Origin of the sequence: Methylobacterium sp. 1973, from assembly GCF_040545035.1 — a bacterium.
In the GTDB taxonomy this organism is placed as follows: Bacteria; Pseudomonadota; Alphaproteobacteria; order Rhizobiales; family Beijerinckiaceae; genus Methylobacterium; species Methylobacterium fujisawaense.
Map to the genome: position 1 here is coordinate 131,053 of NZ_JBEPLA010000010.1, position 13,168 is coordinate 144,220.

At 69.3% G+C, this 13,168-nt stretch carries 14 protein-coding genes; 8 read left to right on the plus strand and 6 right to left on the minus strand.

Annotated features, from left to right (window positions below; all coding sequences use genetic code 11):
- Positions 1–58 precede the first annotated feature (58 nt).
- Positions 59–1,189, minus strand: coding sequence for a glycosyltransferase family 4 protein (locus ABIC70_RS19545; protein WP_182591706.1), 1,131 nt, complete (start codon positions 1,187–1,189; stop codon positions 59–61).
- A gap of 647 nt (positions 1,190–1,836) precedes the next feature.
- On the opposite strand from ABIC70_RS19545, the gene rpmI reads away from it, so the two are divergent.
- The 5 genes from rpmI (at position 1,837) to ABIC70_RS19570 (ending at position 7,118) form a co-directional block, all read left to right on the plus strand.
- A complete protein-coding gene (gene rpmI / locus ABIC70_RS19550; protein ID WP_007561407.1) occupies positions 1,837–2,040 on the plus strand; it encodes a 50S ribosomal protein L35 in 204 nt (67 codons plus the stop codon).
- Positions 2,041–2,091: 51 nt separating this feature from the next.
- Complete coding sequence (gene rplT, locus ABIC70_RS19555; protein WP_043355811.1) at positions 2,092–2,469, plus strand: 50S ribosomal protein L20; 378 nt, start codon at positions 2,092–2,094, stop codon at positions 2,467–2,469.
- 156 nt (positions 2,470–2,625) lie between these two features.
- On the plus strand, positions 2,626–3,708 hold the full coding sequence (gene pheS, locus ABIC70_RS19560) for a phenylalanine--tRNA ligase subunit alpha (RefSeq protein WP_043378630.1): 1,083 nt from the start codon (positions 2,626–2,628) through the stop codon (positions 3,706–3,708).
- Positions 3,709–3,806: 98 nt separating this feature from the next.
- Positions 3,807–6,227, plus strand: coding sequence for a phenylalanine--tRNA ligase subunit beta (gene pheT, locus ABIC70_RS19565; RefSeq protein ID WP_354440705.1), 2,421 nt, complete (start codon positions 3,807–3,809; stop codon positions 6,225–6,227).
- A 9-nt stretch (positions 6,228–6,236) separates the two neighbouring features.
- Positions 6,237–7,118 (plus strand): DUF1186 domain-containing protein, encoded by an 882-nt coding sequence (locus tag ABIC70_RS19570; protein ID WP_043758428.1) that lies wholly within the window; start codon positions 6,237–6,239, stop codon positions 7,116–7,118.
- Here ABIC70_RS19570 and ABIC70_RS19575 read toward each other — a convergent pair.
- The 3 genes from ABIC70_RS19575 to ABIC70_RS19585 all read right to left on the minus strand — a co-directional run bounded on the left by ABIC70_RS19575 (position 7,107) and on the right by ABIC70_RS19585 (position 10,012).
- Positions 7,107–7,892 carry a HesA/MoeB/ThiF family protein gene (locus ABIC70_RS19575; RefSeq protein ID WP_354440707.1) on the minus strand — a complete coding sequence of 262 codons (786 nt, stop codon included), beginning with the start codon at positions 7,890–7,892 and terminating at the stop codon, positions 7,107–7,109. The genes ABIC70_RS19570 and ABIC70_RS19575 overlap by 12 nt on opposite strands.
- 103 nt (positions 7,893–7,995) lie before the next feature.
- Positions 7,996–8,517, minus strand: a complete 522-nt coding sequence (gene infC, locus ABIC70_RS19580) for a translation initiation factor IF-3 (RefSeq protein WP_020092802.1) — start codon at positions 8,515–8,517, stop codon at positions 7,996–7,998.
- 208 nt (positions 8,518–8,725) lie between these two features.
- Entirely contained in the window at positions 8,726–10,012 is a 1,287-nt protein-coding gene (locus ABIC70_RS19585) for a glycosyltransferase family 4 protein (protein ID WP_236961350.1), read from the minus strand.
- Between the two features lie 107 nt (positions 10,013–10,119).
- Between ABIC70_RS19585 and ABIC70_RS19590 the strand changes: the two genes are divergently transcribed.
- On the plus strand, positions 10,120–10,887 hold the full coding sequence (locus ABIC70_RS19590) for an alpha/beta hydrolase (RefSeq protein WP_354440710.1): 768 nt from the start codon (positions 10,120–10,122) through the stop codon (positions 10,885–10,887).
- A gap of 21 nt (positions 10,888–10,908) precedes the next feature.
- On the opposite strand, the gene ABIC70_RS19595 is transcribed toward ABIC70_RS19590, so the two are convergent.
- On the minus strand, positions 10,909–11,193 hold the full coding sequence (locus ABIC70_RS19595; protein ID WP_043354930.1) for a BQ00720 family protein: 285 nt from the start codon (positions 11,191–11,193) through the stop codon (positions 10,909–10,911).
- Positions 11,194–11,291: 98 nt separating this feature from the next.
- Positions 11,292–11,720: an Hsp20 family protein gene (locus ABIC70_RS19600; RefSeq protein WP_012320108.1), complete on the minus strand. Its 429-nt coding sequence runs from the start codon at positions 11,718–11,720 to the stop codon at positions 11,292–11,294.
- 407 nt (positions 11,721–12,127) lie between these two features.
- Here ABIC70_RS19600 and ABIC70_RS19605 point away from each other — a divergent pair, with 407 nt between their 5' ends.
- Entirely contained in the window at positions 12,128–12,619 is a 492-nt protein-coding gene (locus ABIC70_RS19605) for a hypothetical protein (protein WP_170861845.1), read from the plus strand.
- A gap of 73 nt (positions 12,620–12,692) precedes the next feature.
- The gene (locus tag ABIC70_RS19610; RefSeq protein ID WP_043354914.1) at positions 12,693–13,166 is read left to right on the plus strand and encodes a hypothetical protein; all 474 of its coding nucleotides are present in this window, start codon (positions 12,693–12,695) and stop codon (positions 13,164–13,166) included.
- The last annotated feature ends 2 nt before the right edge of the window (positions 13,167–13,168 follow it).

Genomic DNA, 13,168 nt, shown 5'->3' on the forward strand with positions numbered 1-13,168 from the left:
AGTCGCCTTTAAGACGCTAGGCCGAGCCGGACCTGCCTCGCAAGCCCGGGGCCGGATTTCAGGCCGGCATCGCGGCGACCGGGATCGCCGGCCGTGCGGAGCCGTTCACCTCGCCGTATTGCGCCTTGTAGCCGGACTTCGGCAGCTTGATCACGTCGGCGCCACGGCCGAGCAGGTCCTCGTAGGCAGCGACGTACTTCTTCACCATGCACTCGGCGGTGAAGGCGCTCTCGAAGTGGCGGCGCACGCCGGCGCGGCTCATGGTCTTGACCTTGGCGACGGCCGCGACGGCATCGTCCATGTTCTCGCAGAGAACGCCGCCGACGCCGTCCTTGATCACCTCCGGCACGGAGCCGTTGCGGAAGGCGATCACCGGGGTGCCGGCCGACATGGCCTCGATCATCACGAGGCCGAAGGGCTCCGGCCAGTCGATCGGGAAGGCGAGCGCCAGGGCGTTGCCGAGGAATTCCTTCTTCTGCTCCTCGTTGATCTCGCCGATATACTCCACGAGCGGGTGATGGATCATCGGCTCGATGACCTCGTCCCAGTAATCCTGGTCCGCCTTGTCGACCTTGGCGGCGATCTTGAGGGGCGTGCCGGAGCGGATCGCCATCTCGATCGCGCGGTCGGGGCGCTTCTCGGGCGAGATGCGGCCGAGGAAGGCGAGGTAGCCGCCCTTGGCGTCCGGGTAATACGGGCAGTTCTCGGCCGGCAGGCCGTGATGGATCGTCGCCAGCCAGTTGGAGGTCGGCGGCATGGGCAGGCGCTGGTTGTCGGAGATCGAGACCAGCGGCATGCCCGTGAAGGTGCGGTAGACCGGCATGAAGTCCGGCACGTCGAGGCGACCGTGCATCGTGGTGATGCACTTGTGGTTCAGATCCTCGAACATCGGATACTGAAGCAGGTCGATGTGGAAGTGCAGGATGTCGAATTCGTGCGCGCGGCGGTGCACCTGATGCAGCATCGCCAGGTGGCTGGCGGTGTGATCCCGGTAGCCGAGCAGGCGCAGGCCCTCAGGCGTGCAGGCTGCGAGCTTGGCAGACGTCTCGGAGTCACCGCTGGCGAAGAGCGTGACTTCGTGACCCTGGCGGACCAGTTCCTCTGTAATCCAGCTGACGACGCGCTCGGTGCCGCCGTAGAACTTCGGAGGGACGGCCTCCGACAACGGAGCGATCTGGGCAATGCGCACGAAGTGTCTCCTGGTTGGCCGAATTTGACGGGGGGTCTAACCCTGCCGGCCTGAGCGGGACATGAATGAAACGGACGGCCAAGGTTATGGTTCCTGGCGACCCCCGTTGTCGCTCACCGTTTTGTGCAGCGCGCTCGCTGTCCCCGAATTCCTCCGAATCAGCGGCCGCGACATGGTCACCGGCGCCCAATCCGCTGCTCGCGGGGCAGTCGCGCGGAGCCGGCCCGTCTCCGGTCCGGACACGCGCATCGCCTCCATGCGCCTCAGGATCACGAACGCCGGCTATCGGGATCAGGTTGCGCCCGGACCCGACAAACCCGTACTCCGGGACGGCGCAGCAGATCCCGGACCTGGATACGGACCGGGCGCCCGAAACGGCTGTGTCGGCGCTTCTGGATCCCGGGCTCGCCCGCTGCGCCCCGGACCGGCGACGCGGATGTCCAGGGCCCTCCGCCCCCTCGGCCCGCGTCCCGCCTCACGGACGTTGCCGCCGCGTCAGCTTTCTGTCATAAGCCGCACCGCGTCGAACCGCCCGGCCGATAGGGCTGCCGTGGCGGCTCGTGCTGCTCCACCAGAAGCATCAGCGCGCGAACCCCATCCGACCCTTGCGGGGCGGTCCGGGATCATTTCGCGCAACGGAGAGCCAAATGCCCAAGTTGAAGACGAAATCGGGCGCGAAGAAGCGCTTCAAGATCACCGGCACCGGCAAGGTGATGTACGCCCAGGCCGGCAAGCGCCACGGGATGATCAAGCGGACGACCAAGCAGATCCGCAACCTGCGCGGCACCACGACCCTGTTCGAGGGCGATGCCGCCAACGTGAAGAAGTACTTCCTGCCGAACGCGCGGTAAGTCCTTCAACACCCGTTGCCACTGTCTTTCGTCGAATCCAGGAGATAACCGATGGCCCGCGTCAAGCGCGGCGTGACCAGTCACGCGAAGCACAAGAAAGTTCTGAAGGCCGCCAAGGGCTATTACGGCCGGCGCAAGAATACGATCCGGATCGCCAAGCAGGCGGTCGAGAAGGGCATGCAGTATGCCTACCGCGACCGCAAGAACAAGAAGCGCACGTTCCGCGCCCTCTGGATCCAGCGTCTCAACGCGGCGGTCCGCGAGCACGGCCTGACCTACTCGCGCTTCATCGACGGTCTGGCGAAGTCCGGCATCGTCGTCGACCGCAAGGCCCTGTCGGAGCTCGCGATCCACGAGCCGGCGAGCTTCGCCGCCGTCGTCGAGAAGGCGAAGGCCGCACTGCCGCAGACCACCGCCAAGGCCGCCTGATCCAGGCCTGAGGCGAGACGTACGGAAGGCGCGGTTCCCCGGGGAGCCGCGCCTTCGTCGTTTACGAGGTCCCCTGCCCCGCGCTTGCGTGCGGGCGCACAACGCGCGAGAGCACGGCCCGACGGCCGACTCCGCCAACCCTGCTCGAAGACAGCGATGACCGATCTCGATACCCTCGAACGCGATCTCCTGGCCCAGGTGAGCGCGGCGTCCGACGAGGCGGCCCTCGACGCGGTCCGCGTCGCCGCGCTCGGCAAGAAGGGCAGTGTCTCGGATCTGCTGAAGACCCTCGGTGCGATGACGCCGGAGGAGCGCAAGGAGCGCGGCCCGCTGATCAACGGCCTGCGCGACCGGGTCCAGGGCGCCGTCACCGCGCGCAAGACCGCCCTCGCCGAGGCCGCCCTGGAGGCCCGCCTCGCCTCCGAGCGGGTCGACGTGACGCTGCCGGTCCGCGAGGCCCCCGAGGTGCGCGGCCGGATCCATCCGATCTCCCAGGTGATCGACGAGATCACCGCGATCTTCGCCGATATGGGCTTCGCGGTGGCCGAGGGTCCGGACATCGAGACGGACGATCTGAACTTCACCGCGCTCAACTTCCCGCCCGGGCACCCGGCCCGCGAGATGCACGACACCTTCTTCCTGGCGCCGGACCGCGACGGGAAGCGCAAGGTGCTGCGCACCCACACCTCGCCGGTCCAGATCCGCACCATGCGGGCGCAGACCCCGCCGATCCGGGTGATCATCCCGGGCCGGACCTACCGGCACGATTCCGATCAGACCCACACGCCGATGTTCCATCAGGTCGAAGGGCTGGTGATCGACAAGGCGGCCAACATCGCCAACCTGAAATGGGTGCTGGAGGAGTTCTGCAAGGCGTTCTTCGAGGTGGAGGGCGTGAAGATGCGCTTCCGCCCGTCCTTCTTCCCCTTCACCGAGCCCTCCGCGGAGGTCGACATCCAGTGCTCGCGCAAGGGCGGCGAGATCCGCTTCGGCGAGGGCGACGACTGGCTGGAGATCCTGGGCTGCGGGATGGTGCATCCGAACGTGCTGCGCAATTGCGGGCTCGACCCGGATGCCGTGCAGGGCTTCGCCTTCGGTGTCGGCATCGACCGAATCGCCATGCTGAAATACGGCATGCCGGACCTGCGGCCGTTCTTCGAGGCCGACGTCCGCTGGCTGGATCATTACGGCTTCCGCCCGCTCGACGTTCCGAGCCTCGTGGGCGGCCTCACGGGCTGAGCCGCACCGGCCTCACCGGGGCCCTCCGGCTCCGGTGACGGCCCCGCCATCCTGTTCCTCCGACGGTCGAGCCGATATCGGGCTCTCGAAGGTCCATCATGAAATTCACCCTCTCCTGGCTCAAGGACCACCTCGACACCGAGGCCACCCTCGACACCGTCGCCGAGACGCTGACGCGGATCGGCCTGGAGGTGGAGGGCATCGAGGACAAGGCCGCCGCGCTGAAGCCCTACGTGATCGCGAAGATCCTGACGGCCGAGCAGCACCCGAACGCCGACCGGCTGCGGGTCTGCTCCGTCGAGACGGGCGCGGGCGCGCCCGTGCAGGTGGTCTGCGGAGCGCCGAACGCCCGGGCCGGTCTCGTCTCGGTCTTCGCGCCGCCGGGCACCTACGTCCCGGGCAAGAACATCACCCTGTCGGTGGGCACGATCCGCGGTGTGGAGAGCCGCGGCATGCTGTGCTCGGGCGCCGAGCTCGGCCTCGGCGACGACCATGACGGCATCATGGAGCTCCCGACCGACGCACCGATCGGCCAGGCCTACGCCCTCTATGCCGGGCTCGACGATCCGGTCATCGAGATCAACCTGACGCCGAACCGGTCGGACTGCACCTCGGTCCACGGCATCGCCCGCGATCTCGCGGCCGCCGGCCTCGGCACGCTCAAGCGCGAGACGCTGCCGGGCGTGCGCGGCGAGGGCCCCTGCCCGGTCGCGGTGGAGCTGGCCTTCGAGCCGGCCGACCGGCACCTCGCCCCGCTCTTCGCCCTGCGGCTCGTCCGCGGGGTCACGAACGGGCCGTCGCCGGGCTGGATGCAGGCCCGGCTGCGGGCCATCGGCCTGCGCCCGATCAATGCGCTCGTCGACATCACCAACTACGTGACCTTCGATCGCGGTCGCCCGCTCCACGTCTTCGATGCCGCCAAGGTCGCCGGGCCGCTCACCGTGCGCCGTGCGCGCGAGGGCGAAAGCCTGCTCGCCCTCGACGGCCGGACCCACGCGCTCACCGACGACATGGTGGTGATCGCAGACCGGAACGGCGTCGAATCCGTCGCCGGCATCATGGGCGGCCAGGACTCCGGCTGCGACGCCGGCACCACGGATGTGCTGATCGAATCGGCGCTCTGGGACCCGGCCAACATCGCCCAGACGGGCCGCCGCCTCGGCCTCATCACCGACGCGCGCTACCGGTTCGAGCGGGGTGTCGATCCGGCTTTCACGCTGCCGGGCCTCGATCTCGCGACGCGCTTGGTGGTGGACCTGTGCGGCGGCACGCCGACCGAGGCGCACATCGTCGGCGAGCCTCCCGAATCCGAGCGGATCATCGACTTCCCGTGGACCGAGGTCCGCCGCCTGGCCGGCCTCGACGTGCCGCGTGTCGAGATGAAGCTGATCCTGGAGACTTTGGGCTTCCACATCTCGGGGACCGGCGACCGGGTGAAGGTGCTGACGCCGTCCTGGCGGCCCGATGTCGAAGGCACGGCCGACCTCGTCGAGGAGGTCGTGCGCATCGCCGGGCTGGACCGGATCGAGGCCAAGCCGCTGCCCCCGCTCGAAGGAATCGGCCGTCCGCTGCTGACGGTGATGCAGAAGCGGACCCGCACCGCGAAGCGGGCCCTGGCGAGCCGGGGCCTCATGGAGGCGGTCACGTGGTCGTTCGTCCCGCATGGCGATGCCGAACTGTTCGGCGGCGGCGGTGCCGATCTGGTCCTGGCCAATCCCATTGCCGCGGAACTGTCGGACATGCGGCCGAGCCTGCTGCCGGGGCTCCTGCGGGCTGCGCAGCGCAATGCCGATCGGGGTTATCCGGACGCGGCCCTGTTCGAGGTCGGCCAGTGCTTCGCCTCCGATGCGCCGGAGGGCCAGACCATCCGGGCGGCGGCGGTCCGGCGCGGCAGTGCCGGTCTGTCAGGCGCCGGGCGCCACTGGCACGGCACGGCCGGGACCGTCGACGCCTTCGACGCCAAGGCCGACGCCCTGGCCCTGCTGGGCAGCCTCGGCGTTCCGACCGGCGGCCTCCAGATCACCGCCGGCGGCCCGTCCTGGCTTCATCCCGGCCGCTCGGGCACCCTGCGCTTCGGTCCGAAGACCGAGATCGGCTGGTTCGGCGAGGTGCATCCGCGGACGCTCCAGGCCCTCGACCTGAAGGGCACCCTCGTGGCCTTCGAGATCGTCATCGACGCCCTGCCCCTGCCCAAGCACAAGCCGACCAAGGCCAAGGCCGCCCTGGTGCTGTCGGAGCTCCAGCCGCTGTCGCGGGACTTCGCCTTCGTGGTCGGCCGCGACGTGCCGGCGGGTGACCTCGTGAAGGCCGCACAGAACGCCGAGCGCAAGCTCGTCACCGGCGTCGACGTGTTCGATCTTTACGAGGGACCCGGCGTGCCGGACGGCGCGAAGTCGGTGGCGATCGCGGTGCGCCTGCAGCCCGTCGAGCGGACCCTCACCGACGCGGAGATCGAAGCGGTGAGCGCCAGAATCGTCGCCGAGGTGTCCCGCAAAACCGGCGCGACCCTTCGGACCTGAGGCGCCGCCATGGACCGGATCGCCCTGCTGATCGAAGACCTCGCGGCGGCCGAATACCGGCCGAAGGCGGCGTTGCGGGAAGCGCTCAAACATCCCTCCGCCGTCGCGGAGGCGACGCTGCCGCTGCTGGAGGGCGCGGCCGACGGACGCGAGCTGACGCCGGAGGAGACGAACCTTCTCTTCTGGGGGCTGCACGTCCTGGCCCATGCCCGGGATACGCGCGCTCTGGCACCGCTTCTGAGGCTGCTCCGGCACGACGAGGAAACCCTCGACGCCCTCCTCGGCGATGCCGTCACGGCGACCCTTGCCAAGGTGTTGGCGAGCCTGTTCGACGGCGATCCGCAGCCGCTGTTCCGCCTGATCCTGGACAGCACGGTGGACGATTACGTGCGCATGGCGCTGCTCAGCGCCTGCACCTTCCTGACCCTGGAGGGTCGGATCGACCGGGCCGCGATGCACGACCTGCTGGTCCGGTTCGACGACGCCCAGGCGGCCGTGGAAGAGGCGCCGGCCTGGGTCGGTTGGGAGGAGACGATCGCCCATCTCGGCTTCCGGGACCTCGCGCCCCGGGCGGCTGCGGCCCGTGCCGACGGACGCCTCACCGACGAGATCAGCGACGCCGGATGGTTCAAGGACGCTCTGCGCAAGGCCGAGGCCAATCCGGACGACCGCGACCGGCTCGGCCCCTACCAGTACGGCTACCTCGACGAGCCGGTGGAAGCCCTCGACTGGGCCGAGGAGGGCGCGGGGGAGCCGCAGCGCAATCCGCTCAAGGACGTCGGCCGCAACGATCCGTGTCCCTGCGGCTCCGGGAAGAAGTTCAAGAAGTGCTGCCTCGGTGCCGAGACCGTCGAGGGCCCGTGGATGCCGCCGGGTTCCCTAGGCCGCTGAGGCAGCGGTACCGCTGAGCGGGTTGTCGGGATCCCAGCCGTAGCTCAGCGTCTCGAACCGCATGGCGCGGGCATCGACCATCAGGAGGCGCCCGACCAGGGGCTCTCCGAAGCCCGCCACCGCGCGGAGCAACTCCATGGCCATCAGCGAGCCCATCACCCCGGCCAGGGCTCCCAGTACGCCGGCCTCCGCGCAGGCCGGCACGCTGCCGGGCGGGGGCGGGTTCGGGAAGAGGCAGCGATAGGTTGGGTTCGGCGTCCCGTCCGGCCCGGTCTCGTGGGCGCGGATCGTGGTCAGCGTCCCGTCGAAGCGGCCGAGCGCCGCCGTCACCAGCGGGCGGCGCGCGCGGAAACAGGCATCCGACACCGCGTAGCGCGTGGCGAAATTGTCGGATCCGTCGGCCACGAGGTCGTAGCCGGTGATCAGGTCGACGGCGTTGTCCGGATCGATCCGGACCGGATGCGGGACGACGGTCACGTGCGGGTTAAGCCGCGCCACCGCGTCGGCGGCGCTCTCGACCTTCGGCCGGCCGAGATCCGGCGTGCCGTGGATCACCTGCCGCTGGAGGTTCGAAAGGGAAACCGCGTCGTCGTCGACGATTCCGATCGTCCCGATTCCGGCGGCGGCGAGATACTGGATCAGCGGCGCGCCGAGCCCCCCGGCCCCGACGACCAGGATCCGGGCGGCCTTGATCCGGGCCTGGCCGGGGCCGCCGACCTCGGCGAGGACGAGATGGCGGGCGTAGCGTTCGATCTCTTCGGGAGCGAGGGCCATGGCTGCCCCTTAATCCGCGGCGCCGCCAATCGGAAGCGCTGAAAAGACAACGCCGCCCCGGTGAGGAGGCGGCGCGGGTCTCGCGTCTCGGGATCGGTGCCGCTCAGCGCGGCGCCAGGATCATGATCATCTGGCGGCCTTCGAGCATCGGCTCGCTCTCGACCTTGGCGATCTCCGCCGTCTCGCTCTTCACGCGCTCCAGGAGGCGCAGACCGATATCTTGGTGAGCCATCTCACGACCGCGGAAGCGCAGGGTCACCTTGACCTTGTCGCCTTCCTCGAAGAAGCGGTGCACCGACTTCATCTTGGTGTCGTAGTCGTGCTTGTCGATGCCGGGGCGGAGCTTGATCTCCTTCACCTCGACGGTCTTCTGGCGCTTGCGGGCCTCGTTCTGCTTCTTCTGCTCGTTGAAGCGGAAGCGCCCGTAATCGAGCAGCTTGCAGACGGGCGGCACGGAGTTCGGCGCGATCTCCACGAGATCGAGACCGGCTTCCTCAGCCAGATTGAGGGCGTCGAAGAAGGGGACGACGCCGCGGTTCTGCCCGGTATCGTCGATCAGCTGCACTTCCCGCACACCGCGAATGTCGCGGTTGGCGCGCGGCCCGTCCTTCTGCGGGGCCGGCATGGCTCTCATCGGTCTACGAATGGCTTAGGTCTCCTGCTGCAACGGCGAAACGGCGGTTCCCAGAAGGATCTCCTGGCCGCCTGCCGCCCCGGTCTCTTCCGGACGTACAACGTTGGTGGAACCGCGACCAGAGTCAACCGCCTGAAGCCGCGGTGCCGAAAATAATCGGCCACGGCGTCTCGGTCCGCTTTCCGGGTCAGCCGGCCGCTCAGGGCAAGCGGCCGAGCAGCCCCGCATAGACCGCCAACGTGTCGCCGACCATGCGCTCGAGGGAGAAATGCGCCGCGACATGCGCACGGCTCCGCCGTCCGAGGGCGTCGCGGGCGCTGGCGCCGAGGGAAAGGGCCTCGGTCAGGGATGCAGCGAGCGCGGCCGCGTCGCCGGCCGGGACGCGCCATCCGGTGCGCTGGCCCGCTGGCGTCTCCGGCGGCGCCAGTACGGTTTCCGGTACGGCCCCGAGATCGGACACCACCACCGGTGTACCGAGCGCCTGCGCCTCCACGGCCGAACGGCCGAAGGCCTCCGGCTCGACGGACGGCACCGCCACCACCGAGGCGGCCCGGAAGGCGGCCGGCATGTCGGTGCAGTGACCGACCCGCCGGACGATACCCTCGAGCCCGCGCGCGGCGATCAGCGCATCGAGTTCGCGCTCGTAGGAGGCGCGTCCCTGAGGGTCTCCCGCCAGGACCACGGCCAGATCGGGAACGCCGCGGTCGCGCATCTGCGCGGCCGCCTCGATCAGCACCCGATGGCCCTTCCAGGCCGTGAGGCGGGCGGCCAGCAGGATCACGCGCTCGTGCGGCGCGACGTTCCAGCTCCGGCGCAGCGCCTCGACCCGTACGGCGCCGACGGCGACCGGGTTGAACACGCCGAGATCCGTGCCGCGGTGGATGACCCGCACGCGGTCGCCAGCCTGCTCGGCATGCAGCCGGTGGATCAGGTCTGCGGTGTAGTGCGAGTTGGCGATGACCACGTCGCCGCGGGCCATCACCGAATTGTACAGCACCTTGACGTTGGTCCGGCCGGAATAGCTGCCGTGATAGGTGGTGACGAACGGCAGGCCGAGCCGGCGCGCCGCTCCGAGGGCGACCCAAGCGGGCGCACGGGAGCGGGCATGGATGATCTGCACCTGCTCGCGGCGGCAGAGGGCCATGAGCCGCAGGACGTTCACGGCCATCAGCGCCGGATTCTTCGCGGCGGCCGGGAAGCGAAGCCAGTGGCCGCCCTTGGCCTGCAATTCCCCGACGAGCCGCCCCCCCTCCGTCGCCACCAGCGCGCGGGCGCCCACGGCCGCGAGGCCGCCCGCGACATCGACGGTCGTGCGCTCGGCGCCCCCGGCGTCGAGTTCGGGAATGATCTGCAGGACGCGAGCGCCCGCGAGGGCCCCGACTTCCGCGGGAAAACCCGACAAGGCGTGTGTACCTTCGCCCGTCCGCGGTCCATCGGCGAGGACGCGCAGGCCCCCGACCGGTATCTGCCAAATGCTCGCTACCATTGATCCAGCATCGCCGCCGGGCTTTACGGTCCGGTAAACGAGAGTTGAAGCCGAACCGTTCAGGTCCGGACTTCTTCCACGTCGAGACAGGGATATCGGAGAGAACGATGTCGGATATGGCCCCCGAGTTCCTCACCGTCGGCACGGGCGAGGCCGCCCGGCGCATCGCCGTGCGGGTGCGTCAGGGGGGCGGTCCACCGGTCGTCTGGCTCGGCGGATTCCGCTCCGACATGACGGCCACCAAGGCGACGGCGCTGGATGCCTGGGCCTCGCAGAGGGGCCGCACGCTCATCCGCTTCGATTATGCCGCGCATGGGGCCTCGAGCGGCACCTTCACGGAATGCACGATCTCTTCGTGGCTCGAGGACGCGCAGGCCGTCCTGGCCGCCTACGCCGCGGAGGCGCCGATTCTCGTCGGCTCGTCGATGGGGGGATGGATCGCCTGCCTGGCCGCCCGCGACCGGGCGAACGGAGGTCAGGCGACCGCCGGTCTCGTGCTCATCGCCCCGGCCCTGGATTTCACCGAAGAGCTGATCTGGAACCGCCTCGGCGAGGCGGCCCGTGCCATGCTGATCCGGGACGGCATCCTGCGAAGGCCCAGCGACTACGGGTCGGAACCGGACCCGATCACCCGGAACCTCATCGACGACGGGCGGCGCCATTGCATGCTCGGCGACACGGTGGATCCGGCCTGCCCGGTCCACATCCTCCAGGGCATGCGGGACACCGATGTGCCTTACACCCACGCCCTGAAGATCCTCGGCCGGCTGCCGGCCGAGGGCACCGTGCTGACGCTCATCGCCGACGGGGATCACCGCCTGTCGCGGCCGCAGGACATCGCGCGCCTGATCGCCGCAGTGGACGAGATCGCCTGACCGGTTCGTCGGCCGGAGCGGTCAGTGGAGGCTGACCGGCTGCAGGTCCTGCGCGACCGCATTCGCCAGGACGACGTCCCGCGAATCGGCGAGCATGATCGGTGCGCCACTCGCCGAGAGGAGGGCAAACAGATCGAGGCCGGGCAACAGCTCGGGCGCCTGTGGGAAGAAACGGCGGACCTCGTCGGACCGGATGGGCCGGACATAGGCGATGTGACCCTCGCCCAAGGCCGCGAGATCGGCGGGCGCGAAATCGGCCGGGTCGAGATCGGCCGGGGTCAACGGAGACGGGTTCAGATTGGTCATCAAAGCCCTCCTGGGGTGGCAGAGCGTGCGCCGCCGATCCTGAAGGCTTCGGCGGCTCCCCACTGATGTGGGGATCCGCGCCGTCCAATCAATCGGTCTCAGCCGCGGGCGCCGATATCGATCTTGCGCACGATGCGATCCGGTTCCGGACGGACCAGATCGATCGACAGCAGGCCGTTGGCGAGGTCGGCCCCGAGGACCTCCATGCCGTCGGCGAGGAGGAAGGCCCGCTGGAACTGGCGCGCTGCAATGCCGCGGTGAAGAAAGTGCCTCTCGCGCTCGTCGACCTGGCGACCGCGCACGACGAGCTGGCTCTCCTCCAGCATGACGTCCAACTGGTCGCGGGTGAAGCCGGCGACCGCCAGCGTGATGCGCAGGCGCTCGGGCTCGCTCTCGGTGCGGGGCAGCCGCTCGATGTTGTAGGGTGGATAGCCGTCATTGGCGGCCTTTGAGACCCGATCGAGAGCCTGTTCGATCTCGTCGAAGCCGAGCAGGAACGGGTGCCCGAAGGGCGAAGATCGGGTCATCGCGGCCATCATCCAGAAAGCGAGGCCTCCGACCCCGGGATCCGCCGCAATCCCGGGATGCCTGAGCACCTCGTCGACAGGGAGCCCACCGAAGTAGCGCTCCGCCGGACGAGACGTCGCCGGCAACAACAAGATATGGCCAAGGCCGTCCGGGCCATCAAGGGAGGCCGCGGGTTTCGTCCGGACGGCGAGGTCCGATCCAATCCAGGATAATTAGGCAAAAATTACCGGGATGCATAGGCAAAGACGTGAACGGCCACGCTTTCCTCTAACAGTTTGGAACTGCTCTGATTTTCTCGCTGGGCCTTGATCCGGGCGGCCGGCCTGGATACTGCCGCGAAAGAAGATGATCCGACCATGACGGCCGGTCTATGCAAGTTGTCCTGCGACGCGAGGCACCGCAGTCCATGAGCGCGCCCCTGACCCGGACTGATCATGCGGCGATGCGGCGCGTCGCCGATATTTGCGGCGATGAGGCTGATATCCTGGCCCTGTCGGTGGCTCGTTTCGTGGCCGCCGGCTACATGACCAGCGACGTCGCCTGCTGGAACGCGGCCTTCGACGGCGCCGAGCAGCTGCTCGGGCCGACCGAAGGCTGCCGCTTCGTCGCCTGTGTGGTCGCGATCATCCGGGCACTGCGGGCGGAGCGCGACGGCGACTGGTCGTTCATGCCGGCGAGTTGCTGCCGCGTGACCGGTCACGAATGCGCCCTGGTGACGCTGATCAACCGGGGGCGTCAGCGCCTCTGGACGGATCTGGAGGCGGCTGCCGCCGAGATCACCGGACGGGAGGCGGCGCCCCGCCTCGTGGCGGCGGTCCGCGCGGCCGTCGGGCCGCTGGATGCGGCGGCCCAACGCCTCGCCCCGGCCTCCTGCCCCGCAGGCGCGGTGCTTCACTGATCCGGCCCCAACCCGCCCGGCCGGCGCGGCGCGAAACGCCGGCCGGCACACACTTGAAAAGGACTTGGTCACGGTGATTGCCCTGCGCGCCCCCCTGTACCGTCGGCGGATCGGGCGTATCGCCCTCGACACGGCGGCCTGCTTCGCGCTCTCGGCGCTCCTCGTGGTATCGGCCCTGGCGCAGGATGCCGCGGAGAAGTCCGCTCCGATCAAGCTGCAGCTCAACAAGGTCGAGACTGCGGGCGAGGCTTGCCGGATCACCATGGTGATCGACAACAAGGGGCCCGGCCTGAAATCCTACAAGGTGGATCTCTTCGCCTTCGACCCGGAGGGCGTCGCGCAGAAGCGTGTCGCGGTCGAGCTCGGTCCGCTGCCGCCGAAGAAGACCACCGTCAAGATCTTCGACTTCCCCGGCATCGCCTGCAACAAGGTCGGGCGCGTCCTGTTGAACGACGTCCTGGCCTGCGACGGCGGTGATTCCGCGCGCGAGGCCTGCCTCGAGCGGACCGAGACCGACAGCAAGGCCGGCCTCCCGTTCGACCGCTGATG